Source organism: Alphaproteobacteria bacterium (assembly GCA_019635875.1).
Lineage (GTDB): Bacteria > Pseudomonadota > Alphaproteobacteria > Reyranellales > Reyranellaceae > JAFAZJ01.
Genome location: JAHBYP010000009.1, coordinates 224,549 through 238,223, shown reverse-complemented (window position 1 = coordinate 238,223; position 13,675 = coordinate 224,549). Strand labels below are relative to the sequence as shown.

The 13,675-nt window shown below is 68.8% G+C and carries 16 protein-coding genes and 3 tRNA genes; 16 read left to right on the top strand and 3 right to left on the bottom strand.

Going from position 1 to position 13,675, the window contains the following annotated elements:
* From KF889_26680 to KF889_26670, 3 genes are all read left to right on the top strand, one after another.
* Positions 1–225 (top strand): hypothetical protein (locus KF889_26680; protein ID MBX3503045.1); only part of this gene is annotated, 225 nt, incomplete at its 5' end.
* Positions 226–389: 164 nt separating this feature from the next.
* Positions 390–1,229 carry an amidohydrolase gene (locus KF889_26675; protein ID MBX3503044.1) on the top strand — a complete coding sequence of 280 codons (840 nt, stop codon included), beginning with the start codon at positions 390–392 and terminating at the stop codon, positions 1,227–1,229.
* 73 nt (positions 1,230–1,302) lie between these two features.
* Positions 1,303–1,731 carry a cupin domain-containing protein gene (locus tag KF889_26670; protein MBX3503043.1) on the top strand — a complete coding sequence of 143 codons (429 nt, stop codon included), beginning with the start codon at positions 1,303–1,305 and terminating at the stop codon, positions 1,729–1,731.
* Between the two features lie 13 nt (positions 1,732–1,744).
* Here the strand turns inward: KF889_26670 and KF889_26665 are convergent, their stop codons facing one another.
* Both KF889_26665 and KF889_26660 read right to left on the bottom strand, forming a co-directional pair.
* Positions 1,745–2,911: a hypothetical protein gene (locus KF889_26665; GenBank protein ID MBX3503042.1), complete on the bottom strand. Its 1,167-nt coding sequence runs from the start codon at positions 2,909–2,911 to the stop codon at positions 1,745–1,747.
* A 68-nt stretch (positions 2,912–2,979) separates the two neighbouring features.
* Complete coding sequence (locus tag KF889_26660; GenBank protein ID MBX3503041.1) at positions 2,980–4,146, bottom strand: hypothetical protein; 1,167 nt, start codon at positions 4,144–4,146, stop codon at positions 2,980–2,982.
* 145 nt (positions 4,147–4,291) lie between these two features.
* Here KF889_26660 and KF889_26655 point away from each other — a divergent pair.
* The 12 genes from KF889_26655 (at position 4,292) to KF889_26600 (ending at position 11,392) form a co-directional block, all read left to right on the top strand.
* A tRNA-Tyr gene (locus tag KF889_26655) sits at positions 4,292–4,378 on the top strand.
* 45 nt (positions 4,379–4,423) lie between these two features.
* Positions 4,424–4,497 (top strand) — tRNA-Gly (locus KF889_26650).
* Positions 4,498–4,519: 22 nt separating this feature from the next.
* On the top strand, positions 4,520–5,710 hold the full coding sequence (gene tuf / locus KF889_26645) for an elongation factor Tu (GenBank protein ID MBX3503040.1): 1,191 nt from the start codon (positions 4,520–4,522) through the stop codon (positions 5,708–5,710).
* A gap of 20 nt (positions 5,711–5,730) precedes the next feature.
* A tRNA-Trp gene (locus tag KF889_26640) sits at positions 5,731–5,806 on the top strand.
* A 107-nt stretch (positions 5,807–5,913) separates the two neighbouring features.
* Complete coding sequence (gene secE, locus KF889_26635; protein MBX3503039.1) at positions 5,914–6,102, top strand: preprotein translocase subunit SecE; 189 nt, start codon at positions 5,914–5,916, stop codon at positions 6,100–6,102.
* A 2-nt stretch (positions 6,103–6,104) separates the two neighbouring features.
* Positions 6,105–6,635, top strand: coding sequence for a transcription termination/antitermination protein NusG (gene nusG / locus KF889_26630; GenBank protein MBX3503038.1), 531 nt, complete (start codon positions 6,105–6,107; stop codon positions 6,633–6,635).
* Between the two features lie 177 nt (positions 6,636–6,812).
* On the top strand, positions 6,813–8,123 hold the full coding sequence (locus KF889_26625; GenBank protein MBX3503037.1) for a tetratricopeptide repeat protein: 1,311 nt from the start codon (positions 6,813–6,815) through the stop codon (positions 8,121–8,123).
* A gap of 9 nt (positions 8,124–8,132) precedes the next feature.
* Positions 8,133–8,810: a cupin domain-containing protein gene (locus KF889_26620; protein ID MBX3503036.1), complete on the top strand. Its 678-nt coding sequence runs from the start codon at positions 8,133–8,135 to the stop codon at positions 8,808–8,810.
* Positions 8,810–9,550, top strand: coding sequence for an SDR family oxidoreductase (locus tag KF889_26615; GenBank protein MBX3503035.1), 741 nt, complete (start codon positions 8,810–8,812; stop codon positions 9,548–9,550). Before KF889_26620 ends, KF889_26615 begins: the two co-directional genes overlap by 1 nt.
* A gap of 15 nt (positions 9,551–9,565) precedes the next feature.
* A complete protein-coding gene (locus KF889_26610; protein ID MBX3503034.1) occupies positions 9,566–10,039 on the top strand; it encodes a hypothetical protein in 474 nt (157 codons plus the stop codon).
* Between the two features lie 18 nt (positions 10,040–10,057).
* Complete coding sequence (locus tag KF889_26605) at positions 10,058–10,414, top strand: hypothetical protein (GenBank protein MBX3503033.1); 357 nt, start codon at positions 10,058–10,060, stop codon at positions 10,412–10,414.
* A gap of 207 nt (positions 10,415–10,621) precedes the next feature.
* Complete coding sequence (locus KF889_26600; protein ID MBX3503032.1) at positions 10,622–11,392, top strand: TSUP family transporter; 771 nt, start codon at positions 10,622–10,624, stop codon at positions 11,390–11,392.
* A gap of 34 nt (positions 11,393–11,426) precedes the next feature.
* Here the strand turns inward: KF889_26600 and KF889_26595 are convergent, their stop codons facing one another.
* A complete protein-coding gene (locus tag KF889_26595; GenBank protein MBX3503031.1) occupies positions 11,427–12,263 on the bottom strand; it encodes a helix-turn-helix transcriptional regulator in 837 nt (278 codons plus the stop codon).
* Between the two features lie 185 nt (positions 12,264–12,448).
* Here KF889_26595 and KF889_26590 point away from each other — a divergent pair, with 185 nt between their 5' ends.
* Positions 12,449–13,675 (top strand): MFS transporter, encoded by a 1,227-nt coding sequence (locus tag KF889_26590; protein ID MBX3503030.1) that lies wholly within the window; start codon positions 12,449–12,451, stop codon positions 13,673–13,675.

Sequence of the window (13,675 nt, the reverse complement as noted above, 5' to 3'; positions counted from 1 at the left end):
TCGCCGCCCGCCGAGCCGCCACCCGCCGAGTCGCCGCCTGCCGAGACGAAAGCCGAGCCGCAGCGCGCGGTGGAGCCGGGCATGCCGACGACGCCGCCGCCGGATTACACGCCCGGCCATCTGAACGGCAAGGTGTTCTGGAACACTCATCCCGGGCCGCCGCAAGGGCCCACCTGGCACGACGTCATGCGGACGATGAAGCGCGGCTCATTCCCGGGGTATTGAAGCTGCCTCTTGCCTTACCTTCCCCCGGAGGGGGAAGGTGCCCGAAGGGCGGAAGGGGGATGCCTCAACGACGTCGGTGTCCGGCTTCGACATCCCCCTTCCGGCGCTGCGCGCCACATTCCCCCTCCGGGGGAATGCAGAACGATGAGCAAGGGAGAGAACGCATGCCGGTGATCGACGCCCAGGTCCATTGCTACGAGCGCAACCATCCCGGCCGGCCCTGGGTAGCGGTGCTGCACGGGCCGCCGGAGGTCACCGGGCCGGACATGATCAAGGCGATGGACGAGGTCGGCGTCGACGGCGCGCTGCTGGTGTCGGTCTACACCATGTACCGCTTCGACGAGAGCTACGCCGTCGCCGTGCAGAAGGCCTATCCGGGCCGCTTCGGCGTGATCAAGCCGGTGAACGCGTCCGATCCCGCGGTCGGCGAGACCATCGACGAGTGGAAGAAGAACCCCGGCGCGGTCGCCATCCGCATCATGATGACGCCCGAGGTGTCGACCGACGCGGCCGATCCCGGCATCAATCGCGTACTGGCGGCGGCGGGCCGCAACGGCTTCCCGGTCAACCTGCTGGCGCGTGGGCGCATGCCGCAGGTGACCGAGCTGGCGAAGCGCAACCCGACCACGCAGCTGGTGATCGACCACCTGGGCGTGACGCAGCCCTTCGAGCCGCCGGCGCCGCCCGACGCCTGGGCCGAGCTGCCCGCGGTGCTCGAGGTCGCGAAGCAGCCCAACGTCGTGATCAAGGTCACCGGCGCCTGCACGCTCAGCCACGAGAAATTCCCATACAAGGACATCTGGGATCCGCTGGCCCGCGTGTTCGACGCCTACGGCCTGGACCGCTGCATGTGGGGCACCGACTGGACCCGCGCCGTCGGGCTGCTCACCTACAAGGAAGGCGTCGACTCCTTCCGCGTCACCGACCGGCTGAGCGACAGCGACCGCGCCGTGCTGATGGGCGGCACGCTGCAGAAGGTCTATAAGTGGTCACCGAAGAAGTGAGATCATGTCTTTCTCCCTCTCCCCGCGCGCGGGGAGAGGGAGAAAGAGCAAACCACAGCAATGGAGGAACCCCATGTCCGTGGCAGCCAGGCACGATAGCGGACCAGAGCAGAAGATCGCCCATGCCAGGGCGAAGGAGCCGGTGCTGGTCAAGGGCCGGCGCGACTTCTTCCAGTACCGCGACCTGCAGGTCGCCGAGGCCAGCGGCAACCTGCTGCGTGCCCAGGTGATGAGCTCGAGCCAGGGCTTGAGCCGGCCGACCGGCTGGCACTTCCACGAGTGCGACGGCCAGTTCATCTACATCCTGAAGGGCTGGGTCGATCTCGAGTTCGAGGACGGCCGCACCATCCGCGTCGAGGAGGGCGACTCGCTGTTCATCCCGGGCTATCTCAAGCACAACGAGATCCGCACCGCGGCCGAGCTGGAGATCCTCGAGGTTTCGACGCCGGGCATCATGGGCACCACCGCCTGCGACCCGCCGGCGGGGTTCAAGAGCGCCTGAGCCGGCTCCCGGGCTACGGCTCGGCGAGCTTCTCCCTGAGCAGCGGCGCCAGGTGCTCGGCCATCGCCTGAGCGCCGTCCGCGGTCATGTGGACCGCGTCGTAGAAGGATGTCGCGGCCAGCGCGAAGCGGTCGGCGCGGATGACCGCGTAGCGCTCGCCGACGACGCGGGCGTAGATCTCGTCGTAGCTCTGGGTGATCGCCGCCGAGGTCGCGAGGTCGAGCCTCTTGCCGTCGAGCCCGTGCAGGAGCTGGCGGAAGTCGCGCCGCGTGTGCGGCATCGTCGGGTAGATGAACGAGTTGGGCTCGACGACGAAGACCACGCGCCCGCGCGGGATGCGGTGGCGTGCGATCAGGGCGTCCACGGCGTCGAGGCTGCTGGCGGTGAAGCTGGCGAAGAGCTCCTTGTTCTCCTCGCTGTGCCAGTCGAAGCGGCGCGGCGGCGCGGTGTTGGCGGCGCCGGCCATGTGGCAGCAGCCCTCGGCCAGCGCATCGGCATAGCTGTGGGTGGGCCGCGTGCCGATCGCCGATACCGTGACGGCGGCCAGATGATACAGGCCCGGGATCCAGGCGCGGATCGCGGGATGCAGCGCCGGTGGGGCGTAGGGCTGGTCGGGAATCGCGCCGCCGGTCCAGCCGCTGAAGCGCGCCGGCAGGAACGTGCCCAGCGTGTTGACGCTGGTGGCGATCAGGATCAGCGGCCGGCGCCCCGGCGGAATGCGCTCGAGCAGATAGTCCAGCGACTGGGTGCACTTCACCATGCTCTTGGACGCCGCGGCGGCATTGATCGCGGGGATGCCCAGCCGATGCGACAGGCGCGTCACCCAGCGCTCCTCGGGCTCGACCGCGGTGATCTCGGTCGCCGAGCCGCCGCACGCCAGCAGGTAGGGGGCGTCGGCGGCCGCCGGCTTGTCGAGCAGGGCCGCGAGCGAGGTCGGCTCGATCGTGCCCCAGGCGTCGGTGCACATCGTCGCCTCGTGGTCGCCCTTGCCGGCGTAGAGCGGGCCGAAATTGCCGCGATTGCAGCGCGAGGGATACTGCAGGCCGATCGACTCGTTGAGCGCCATGGTGTGCCGGGGGCCGAGCAGGCCGACCCCGCCGAAATACTGCATTCCCGCCTCGAGCAGCGCGATGGGCAGGATACACGCGCCGATCAGGCGCGCGGTGGGCCGCAGGTCCATGGGACTCCTCCGGGGGCATCCACGCGTAGCGGCCGCAGTATAGCCCGGCTTCCGAGGCTGAAAGATGGTTACGGACCGACGAGCCTTTCCCTGAGCAGCGGCGCCAGCTGGTCGGCCATCGCCCGCGCGCCGTCGGGGCTCATGTGCACCGCGTCGTAGAAGGCGCCCGGTGCGAAGCCGAACCGGTCGGCGCGGATCACCGGAAAGCGCTCGCCGACCACGCGGGCGTAGAGGTCGTCGTAAGCCTGGGTGATCTCGGCCGAGGCGGCGGAGTCGAGACGCCTGCCATCGAGGTCGTGCAGGTGCTGGCGGAAGTCGCGCGCCAGATGCGGCATCGCATCGAAGACGAACGCGTTGGGCTCGACGATGAACAGCACGCGCTCGCGCGGGATGCGGTGGCGCACCATCACCGCCTCGATGGCATCGACGCTCTTGGCGGTGAAGCGGGCGAAGAGCTCGCGGTTCTCCGCGTCGTGCCAGTCGAAGCGGTGCGCCGGGCTGCGGTTGGCGGCGCCGGCCATGTGGCAGCAGCCCTCGGCCAGCGCGTCGGCGTAGCTGCGCTCAGGGGGAGTGCCGGCCGCCGAGACCATCGTCGCGGCGAGGTGGTAGAGGCCGGGGATCAAGGCGCGGATATCGGCATGCAGCGCCGGCGGCGCGTGGGGCTGCTCGGGGATTGCGCCGCCGCTCCAGCCGGCGAAGCGCGCCGGCAGGAAGGTGCCCAGCGTCTTGACGCTGGCGGCGATCACGATCAGCGGCTCGCGCCCTTGCGGGATGCGGTCGAGCAGCCAGTCCAGGGTCTGGGCGCATTTGACCATGCCCTTGGACGCCGCCCCGGCGTTGATCGCCGGGATCTCCAGCTGGCGCGACAGCCGCGCCACCCAGCGCTCCTCGGGCTCGATGGCGGTGATCTCGGTGGTCGAGCCGCCGCAGGCCAGCAGGAAGGTCGCGTCGGCGTCGGCCGGCGTCTTCAGCAGTGCCGTGAGCGAGGTCGGCTCGATCGTGCCCCAGGCGTCGGTGCACATCGTCGCCTCGGTCTCGGCCCGGCCGGCGTAGAGCGGGCCGAAATTGCCGCGATGGCAGCGCGAGGGATACTGCAGGCCCAAGGTCTCGGCCAGCGCCGCGCTGCCCATCGGGCCGAGCGGGCCGACGCCGCCCCAATGCTGCAGGCCGGCTTCGAGCAGGGCGATGGGCAGGAGACAGGCGCCGAGGAGGCGCGCGGCAGACCACAGGATCACGGAAGCTCTCCCCCCGCCTGGACTGGACCCGCAACGCCACGACGGCGGGCAGGTTCCCCCGCCTGAAAGATGTTGACCCAACCCCTTGCATTTGTTTAATGCGCCGCCGGTCGGAAACGAGCCGGCCCGCGCGCGTGCGTGGCGCGGAGGGGTGGCCGAGCGGTCAATGGCAGCAGACTGTAAATCTGCCGACTTCACGTCTACGAAGGTTCGAATCCTTCCCCCTCCACCACCGCCACACGGCGCCGCAGCGGGCCCTCGGGACAGGCGACGGTTTGCGGGTGTAGCTCAATGGTAGAGCAGAAGCCTTCCAAGCTTACGACGAGGGTTCGATTCCCTTCACCCGCTCCAGTTGGGACAGGACGATAAGGCCATGACGAAGAGCAAGTTCGAGCGGACGAAGCCGCACTGCAACATCGGGACGATCGGGCACGTGGATCACGGCAAGACGTCGCTGACGGCGGCGATCACGAAGATCCTGGCGAAGACGGGGGGCGCGACGTACACGGCGTACGACCAGATCGACAAGGCGCCGGAGGAGCGCGAGCGGGGCATCACGATTTCGACGGCGCATGTCGAGTACGAGACGCAGAACCGGCACTACGCGCATGTCGACTGCCCGGGTCACGCGGACTACGTGAAGAACATGATCACGGGCGCGGCGCAGATGGACGGTGCGATCCTGGTGGTGTCGGCGGCGGACGGTCCGATGCCGCAGACGCGCGAGCACATCCTGCTGGCGCGGCAGGTGGGTGTGCCGGCGCTGGTGGTGTACATGAACAAGGTCGACATGGTGGACGACCCGGAGCTGTTGGAGCTGGTGGAGCTCGAGGTGCGCGAGCTGCTGAAGAGCTACCAGTTCCCGGGCGACGATCTGCCGGTGGTGAAGGGCTCGGCGCTGATGGCGCTGGAGGACAAGCAGCCTGAGATCGGCGAGCAGTCGGTGCTGAAGCTGATGGAGGAGGTCGACCGTTACATTCCGCAGCCGATGCGCGACAAGGACAAGCCGTTCCTGATGCCGATCGAGGACGTGTTCTCGATCTCGGGCCGCGGCACGGTGGTGACGGGCCGCGTGGAGCGGGGCGTGATCAAGGTGGGCGAGGAGGTCGAGATCGTCGGCCTGAAGGAGACGTCGAAGACGGTGGTGACGGGCGTGGAGATGTTCCGCAAGCTCTTGGACCAGGGCGAGGCGGGCGACAACATCGGCGCGCTGCTGCGCGGCGTGGGCCGCGAGGACGTCGAGCGCGGCCAGGTCCTGGCCAAGCCGGGGTCGATCACGCCGCACACCAACTTCGAGGCCGAGGCCTACATTCTGACGAAGGAGGAGGGCGGCCGGCACACGCCGTTCTTCACCAACTACCGGCCGCAGTTCTACTTCCGCACGACCGACGTGACGGGGGTGGTGACCCTGCCGGAGGGCACCGAGATGGTGATGCCGGGCGACAACGCGCGCATGGTGGTCGAGCTGATCCAGCCGATCGCCATGGACGAGGGTCTGCGCTTCGCCATCCGCGAGGGCGGCCGCACCGTCGGCGCCGGCGTCGTCACCAAGGTCGTGAAGTGATATAAGGCCCGCAGGCCTGTAGGAGTGTAGCTCAGCTGGTAGAGCATCGGTCTCCAAAACCGAGGGCCGGGGGTTCGAGTCCCTCCACTCCTGCCAGAATTCAGCCGTAATGCCGCGGCGCCCGGCGAGCCGTCGGGCGCCGGCTTTACTTTTGGGGCTGGCTCGCCTAAATGCCGGCCCTTCACCCGATCATCGACGAGCGCATGAAAAACCCGGTCGAGTTTCTTCGCGAGGTCCGCCAGGAAGGCGCCAGGATCACCTGGCCCGGCCGGCGCGAGACCCTGTCGTGGTCCGTGATGATCTTCATCTTCGTGACGCTTGCGGCGATATTCTTCCTTGTCGTCGACAAGATCATCGCCTGGGTCGTCAAGCTGCTGCTGGGAGTGGGCTGACCATGGCGATGCGCTGGTACGTGGTTCACGCCCATTCGGGCTTCGAGAACAAGGTCGCGGCCTCGATCCGCGAGCAGGCCCAGAAGAAGGGCATGGACGGGCAGATCACCGAGGTCATGGTGCCGACCGAGGAGGTTGTCGAGCTGCGCCGTGGCTCGAAGGTCCAGACCGAACGCAAGTTCTTCCCCGGATACGTCCTGGTGCGCATGGACCTGACCGACGAGAGCTGGCACCTGATCAAGAACACGCCCAAGGTCACCGGCTTTCTCGGCGGCAAGGGCCGCCCGGTGCCGATCAGCGACGCCGAGGCCGGCCGCATCCTCAAGCAGGTCCAGGAAGGCATCGAGCGGCCCAAGCCCTCGGTGATGTTCGAGATCGGCGAGCAGGTGAAGGTCTCGGACGGTCCGTTCGCCTCCTTCAACGGCGTGGTCGAGGAGATCGAGGAGGAGAAGCAGCGCCTCAAGGTCTCGGTCTCGATCTTCGGCCGCTCGACCCCGGTCGAGCTCGATTACGGCCAAGTGGAAAAGCTCTAGTTAAGGCTCAGGCTCACCAGAAAACCCCAGCAACTTCAGGAAGTTGCTGGGGTTTTCTTTGCTCGTTCGGAGCATGGCGGCGAGCTGTGGCGGTTATTCTATACTGATTGTCGAGTCGTCGAAAGACGGCCGTGCGCCGCCGATCTATGGTCGCTGCCAGGGAGATGGAGGCGACGCGTGACATCTGACCGTTTCGGCTATCCGTTGACGACGGCGTCAGAGGAGGCGGCACGGCATTACGGCCGCGCGGTCGACTGCATGCTGACAGCCAGCTTCGGCGCGGCGGACTCGCTCGATGCGGCGCTCCACGCCGACCCCGACTTTGCCCTGGCGCGCATCGCCAAGGCGCGCTGGCTGCAGCTCTACATGCGCATGCCCGAGGCCCAGGCAGAGGCTGCGGCGGCGCGAGCGCTGAGCGAGCGGTTGACACCACGCGAGGCGCGTCATGTCGACATCATCGCCTCTGCCGTCGAAGGCGCGGGAGCGAAGGCGCTGGCGCTGCTTGACGCGCACCTGGCGGAATACCCGCGCGACGCGTTGCCGCTGTCCCTGGCGCTGGGCGTGTTCGGCCTGCTCGGCTTCAGCGGCCGCCGCGATCACCGCGCCGCCGAGCTGGCGATCCTCGATCGCATCGCCCCGCATTGGGGCGAGGACTGGTACTTCCTGACCTTTCACGGCTGGGCCCGTATCGAGAGCGGCGATGTCGTCGCCGGCATCGCCGAGGTCGAACGCTCCCTGTCGCTCAACCCGCGCAATGCCTGGGGCGCGCACGCGCTCGCACACGGCTACCACGAGGTGGGCAATGCGGAGGCCGGCGCAACATTCCTTGCCGGATGGCTGCCGCAGTACGATCGGCGCAGCCAGCTCCACGGCCACCTGTCGTGGCACCAGGCGCTGTTCGAGCTGGACCGCGAGAACCCTGCCCGGGCGCACGAGGTCTATGCCGATGCGGTCCGTCTGGCCGCCGTGCACGCGCCGCCGGTCATCAAGCTCGCCGACCCGGCCGCCTATCTCTGGCGCAGGCAAATCTACGGCGAGGCGGGGCCGATGGATGAGGACTGGCGCGAAGTCGCCGAATACGCCCGGCAGGCCTTCCCGCGCGCCGGGATGCATTTTGCCGATCTGCATGCCGTGCTGGCGGACGCCGCGACCGGCGACACGGCAGCGGCCAAGCAACGCATCGCCGAGATCCGCGAGCGCCTGGCGAGCGGCCGCCTGCCGCATGGCGAGGTGGTGCCGGCGCTGGGCGAGGGCATCGTCGCCTTCGCCGGCGGCGACTACGCGGCGGCCGCCGACCTGATCGGGCCGATGATTGCGGAGGTGGTGCGCGTCGGCGGCAGTCACGCCCAGCGCGAGCTGTTCGAGGACACCTATCTCGTGGCCTGCATGCGCGCCGGGCGCAACGCGGCGGCGAAGGAGCTGCTGGCGCAACGGCTCGCCCATCGCCCATCGGCGCGCGACCGGCGCTGGCTCGCCTCGGTCGGCTGAGCGGGCCGCATGGAGATCAACGCCGACTTCTCCCGCCGCGTCGCCATGCACGCCGCGCGCATGCCATGGGTGTCCTCGCCGATGGCCGGCGTCGAGCGGCGCATGCTGGATCGCATCGGCGCGGAGGTCGCGCGCGCCACCACCATCGTGCGCTACGCGCAGGGCAGCCATTTCTCGCCCCATACGCATGGCGGTGGCGAAGAGTTCCTGGTGCTCGAGGGAGTCTTCCAGGACGAGCACGGCGACTATCCGGCCGGCAGCTATATCCGCAATCCGCCGACATCGCGCCATACGCCGGGTTCGGCCGGCGGCTGCGTGATCTTCGTCAAGCTCTGGCAGTTCGATCCGGCGGATCGAAAGGAGGTCAGGCTGAAGACTGCCGGCATGGCCTACGCAGCCGCCGCGGGCCGGCCCGGTGTCGAGCAGCTGACGCTGTTCCACGACGACGATGAAGACGTCCGCCTGGAGCGGTGGAGTCCGGGTGCGGAGATCGCACTGGACCTGCCGGGCGGCGCCGAGCTGCTGGTGCTGGAAGGCGGTTTCGATCAGGCCGGCGAAAGCTTCGAGCCCCTGTCGTGGTTGCGGCTGCCGACCGGCAGCGTGCTGCAGGCCAAAGCGGGCCCGCAGGGCTGCAGGCTCTGGATCAAGACCGGCCATCTTCTGACGATTCGCGGCGGGGCTTCGTGATGTTGCAGGGAAAGACGGCGCTGATCACCGGCGGAACCAGCGGCATCGGCTTCGCCACGGCGCGGCTGTTCCTGAAGAACGGTGCGAGGATCGCCATCACCGGCCGGGATCGCCAGCGCCTCGAGCAGGCGCGGCTCGAGCTGGGAGACGGCGCCGTCGCCATCGAGGCAGACGTGCGCCGTCGCGCCGAGCTGCAGCGCATGGCGCACGAGCTCAAGACCGCCTTCGGAGCGCTCGACATCGTCTTCGCCAATTCGGGTGTCGCCTATGCGACGCCGATCGAGACGACCGACGAGGCGGCCTTCGACGAGTTGATGAACGTAAACTTCAAGGGCGTCTTCTTCACGGTGCAGGCGGTCCTGCCGATCCTGCGGGACGGCGGCTCGATCGTGCTCAACACGTCGTGGCTCAACCAGGTGGGCACGCCGGGACGATCGCTGCTGTCGGCGTCCAAGGCCGCCGTGCGGTCGCTGGCGCGAACCCTGTCGGCGGAGCTGCTGGGCCGCAGGATCCGCGTGAACGCCGTGTCGCCCGGTTCGATCGAGACGCCGATCCATCGTCGCGGACAGAGCGACGAGGAGTTCCGCGCCTACAGGCAACGCGTTGCGGCCCAGGTTCCGGTCGGCCGGATGGGGCAGCCCGACGACATCGCGGCGGCAGCGCTTTTCCTCGCGAGCGACGCCTCGAGCTACATGCTCGGCGCGGAGATCGTGGTGGATGGCGGCCGCGCCGAGCTCTGAACCACGAGGATCCAGATGGTCGATACCGGCGAACCCGTGCCCTACATGGAGCGCACGCGGCAGTACTACCGCGCGCTCGGCTACGCCAAGGACTACGTCTGGGCACGGCACGACGATGTGCCTTTCGCGAAGCTGGCGAAGCCGCTGGCCGAATGCCGGCTCGCGCTGATCACGACGGCCAATCCGCCCGACCACGACGGCAAGCGGCAATTGTGGTCCGGCGCGATCGACCCGGCGCCGGCGACGCTGCACACCGCCGACCTCGCGTGGGACAAGGACTCGACGCACACCGAGGATCGAGGATCGTTCCTGCCCATCGAGATCGCCGCGAAGCTGGCGGGCGAGGGCGTGTTTGCCGGACTGACGCCGCGCTTCCATGGCGTGCCGACCGACTACAGCCAACGCCGGACGACCGAGGATGTCGCGCCGAGGCTCCTGCAGCGATTGCGTGACGACGGCGCCGATGGTGCCGTCCTCTGTCCGCTTTGACCGGTCTGCCACCAAACCGTGAGTTTGGTCGCCCGGCATCTCGAAGCGAACGGCATTGCGAGCGTGATCATCGGCTCGGCCCTGGACGTCGTCGAGCATTGCGGCGTTGCCAGATTCCTGTTCACCGACTTCCCCCTGGGCAATCCCTGCGGCCATCCCTGGGATCGGGTGATGCAGGAGAAGATCGTCCGGCAGGCGCTCGGCTTGCTTGCCGATGCGAGCGCGCTGCGCACGACGCTCAAGGCGCCCTTCGGCTGGAAGGCAAGCGATCCCGAGTGGCGCGCCCGATACGGACGCGTCGATCCCGCCGAACGCGAACGCCTCCTGGCGCTCGGCGAAGAACGGCGCCGCCAGAAGGCGAAGGCTGGAGGATAGAGCGGCATTTGGCCGATTTGCCCGGGTCTTGCCTTCCCCCGGAGGGGGAAGGTGCCCGAAGGGCGGAAGGGGGATGTCGAAGACGGACACCCGTTTCGTTGAGACATCCCCCTTCCGTCGCGCTGCGCGCGCCACCTTCCCCTCCGGGGGAAGGGAAATCCACATGCGCCAACTCTTGCTGCGCTACAGGGACCGCGGAGCTGCGTGATGGAATTGTGGGCACAGCTCGGGACGCATGCGGCCTTCCTGCTCTTCGTCGCGATGGGCGTCTATGCGCAGTCCCTCACCGGCTTCGCGCTGACGCTGATCCTTCTCGGCCTGATCGGCGCCACCAACCTGGTGCCGCTGACCGACGCGGTGAACGCATCGACGATCATCTCGTTCAGCACCGCATGGACCTTCCTCTACCGTCGCAAGGCTTTCCGCGTCGAGCCGGTGATCATGCCGACCCTCGTCACGTGCGCGGTCGGCATCATCGCCGGAACGCTGCTGCTCAGTTGGCTCGCCGGATCGGCCTATCAGGTCCTGCGCCTTGTTCTCGGCGCGAGCATCGCGGGATGCGCGCTGTCGCTGTGGCGTACCGCGCAATCGCTGCCGTCGCCGTCGTCTCCCGCGGTCTTCGCCTTCACCGGCGGCGTGGCCGGTCTCATGGCCGGCATGTTCTCGGCGCCCGGGCCGCCTTTGGTCTACCTGCTCTATCGGCAGCCGATGTCGCTGGCGCGCATCCAGGAATCGCTGCTGCTGATCTTCGGTCTCGGCACGTCGCTGCGCCTGCTGATCGTCGTGCCTTCCGGCGAATTCTCGCTGCTCTCCCTGCAGCTCGCGCTGGAAGCGCTGCCTGTGGTGTTTGTCGTGACACACTACACGGCGCGCCATCCGTCGCCGCTGTCGCCGACGCTGCTGAAGGGACTCGTCTGCACGCTGCTGATCGGCACGGGGTTCAGCATGGCCATCGGCGCGTTGCTCGCCAAGCGTTAAGCGCTTTCCTGGGACCGCCGGCGTCTCGCTGGCATCATGGAGAGGCCAGCGAGACGCCGGCGCGCCCAGACCGGGCGCGAGGCCGACGGTCGGCGCCTTCGCCGCGCATGTAGGCCTGGGGGCTGCAGCCCATGTCGCTGCGGAAGGCGTAGATGAAGGCCGATGTCGAGCCGTAGCCGAGATCCATCGCCGCCTGCGTCACGCTCAGGCCGCCGCCCATCAGCTCGATCGACTTGAACAGCCGCAGGCGCCGCCGCCAGGAACGCAGGCTCATGCCCAGTTCCGCCTCGAAGCGGCGCGCCAGGGTGCGCGCCGACATGCCGAGCTCGCGGCCCCAGGCATCGGGACCGCGCGGGTCGGCCGGGTCGGCGTAAAGCGTCTCGCAGAGCTTGCCGAGCGATGCATTGCGCGGCCACGGCAGGGCACCGGCCAGCGGCGGCGCGCGGCGCAGCTGGTCGAGGATCAGATCCGTCACGCGGCCGGCGTAGCCGTCGTAGTCCTTCTGGCCCTCGATCCCGGCGGCCTCGACGATCAGCGCGCGCAGCAGCGGCGAGACGCCGAACACGGTCGGGCTCGCGGGAAGCTCGCGGCCGGCCTCGTCGGCGATCCACAGGCTGCGGAACTCCGCGCCGAACAACGAGCCGACGCGATGCTGCAGGCCCGTCGGCAACCACACCGCCTGCTCGGGCGAGATCACCAGCGACTGGCCCTCGACGGCGACCGTCAGCACCCCGGAAATCGCGTAGGCCATCTGGTGCCAGGGATGGGCGTGCTCCGAAAAGCGATGGCGCGCCCGGATCGACTCCGCGCGCACGGTCATGGGCCGAGGCGGCTTCAGCCCCGGCGACTGAGCGATCGTCTCCCATCGCATGGCACGAGCTCCAGTTGTCGTTTATTCTATATAGCGTGGCTGTCCATCGAAAGACAGCCAGGCCGGAAGTCGATATGCAGAGGCCAATCGACTGTGCCGGATTGACGCCTGTCATCGGCGCCGCTCGCACATCGCCCCCTTGATGCAGCCAGGCTCCCGCCGCCGCGCCGTCCCGAACCAATGCCATGTCCCAAGCAGCAACCGCTTCGGCGGCCCTTCATTCCGCGATGACGGCGCAACACGCTTCGGGCAACGTCGCCCGGCTTGCCATCGCGCAGGCGCTGGCCGGCGCGAACTCGACGGTGGTCTATGCCACCGGCGCCATCGTCGGCAACGCGCTGGCGCCCGACAAGGCGCTGGCGACCCTGCCGATCTCCGTCTTCGTCGTCGGCATGGCGGCCTGCACCCTGCCGGCGGGCGCCATCGCCCGTCGGCACGGGCGCCGCGCCGCCTTCCTGGCCGGGACGGCGTGCGGCGTGCTGGTTGGCCTGCTCTCGGCGCTGGCCGTGGTGCTGGGCTCCTTCTGGCTGTTCTGCCTCGGCACCTTCTTCGGCGGCGCCTACGCCGCGGTCGTGCTGTCGTTCCGCTTCGCCGCGGCCGATGGCGTGCCGGCGGCGCGGCGCGCACGTGCCCTCTCGCTGGTCATGGCCGGCGGCGTCTTCGCCGGCGTGATCGGCCCGCAGCTGGTGACGTACACCATGAACCTGTGGCTGCCGCACCTCTTCGCGGCAACCTTCCTGGCGCAGGCGGGCGTGGCGGCGCTGTGCGCCATCATCCTGCTGGGCGTGCGGCTGCCGATGCCCAGCGCCGAGGAGATCGCCGGCGGACGGCCGCTGGGCGTCATCGCGCGCCAGCGGCGCTTCCTCGTCGCGGTGATCTGCGGCGTCGTCTCCTACCTGCTGATGAACTTCCTGATGACCGCCGCGCCGCTGGCGATGCGGCTGTGCGGCCTGTCGCAGGAATCGGCCAATCTCGGCATCCAATGGCATGTCATCGCGATGTACGCGCCGAGCTTCTTCACCGGTCACCTGATCGCCCGCTTCGGCACGTCGCGCGTGGTCGCCGCCGGGCTGGCGCTGACCGGCGCCGCCGCTGTCGCGGGCCTGCTCGGCCAGGATGTCGGGCATTTCTGGTGGAGCCTGGTGCTGCTCGGGCTGGGCTGGAACTTCGGCTTCATCGGCGCCTCCTCGATGGTGCTGGAATGCCATCGGTCGGAGGAACGGACCAAGGTGCAGTCGCTCAACGACTTCATCGTGTTCGGCACCATGGCGCTGGGCTCCTTCGCCTCGGGCGGCCTGCTCACAGCGTATGGCTGGGACACCGTGCTGTGGGTGTCGTTCGGTCCGCTCGCGCTCGCCGTCGCGGCGCTGGTGTTCGGCGCCTCGTCGCGTCGCGCCGCGGGCGCGAGCTGA

Bases quoted from the DNA above. Each gene is read 5' to 3' on its own strand.
- KF889_26675 (MBX3503044.1), top strand. From the start codon at position 390: ATGCCGGTGATCGACGCCCAGGTCCATTGCTACGAGCGCAACCATCCC.
- KF889_26670 (MBX3503043.1), top strand. From the start codon at position 1,303: ATGTCCGTGGCAGCCAGGCACGATAGCGGACCAGAGCAGAAGATCGCC.
- KF889_26665 (MBX3503042.1), bottom strand. From the start codon at position 2,911: ATGGACCTGCGGCCCACCGCGCGCCTGATCGGCGCGTGTATCCTGCCC.
- tuf (MBX3503040.1), top strand. From the start codon at position 4,520: ATGACGAAGAGCAAGTTCGAGCGGACGAAGCCGCACTGCAACATCGGG.
- secE (MBX3503039.1), top strand. From the start codon at position 5,914: ATGAAAAACCCGGTCGAGTTTCTTCGCGAGGTCCGCCAGGAAGGCGCC.
- nusG (MBX3503038.1), top strand. From the start codon at position 6,105: ATGGCGATGCGCTGGTACGTGGTTCACGCCCATTCGGGCTTCGAGAAC.
- KF889_26620 (MBX3503036.1), top strand. From the start codon at position 8,133: ATGGAGATCAACGCCGACTTCTCCCGCCGCGTCGCCATGCACGCCGCG.
- KF889_26615 (MBX3503035.1), top strand. From the start codon at position 8,810: ATGTTGCAGGGAAAGACGGCGCTGATCACCGGCGGAACCAGCGGCATC.
- KF889_26610 (MBX3503034.1), top strand. From the start codon at position 9,566: ATGGTCGATACCGGCGAACCCGTGCCCTACATGGAGCGCACGCGGCAG.
- KF889_26600 (MBX3503032.1), top strand. From the start codon at position 10,622: ATGGAATTGTGGGCACAGCTCGGGACGCATGCGGCCTTCCTGCTCTTC.
- KF889_26595 (MBX3503031.1), bottom strand. From the start codon at position 12,263: ATGCGATGGGAGACGATCGCTCAGTCGCCGGGGCTGAAGCCGCCTCGG.
- KF889_26590 (MBX3503030.1), top strand. From the start codon at position 12,449: ATGTCCCAAGCAGCAACCGCTTCGGCGGCCCTTCATTCCGCGATGACG.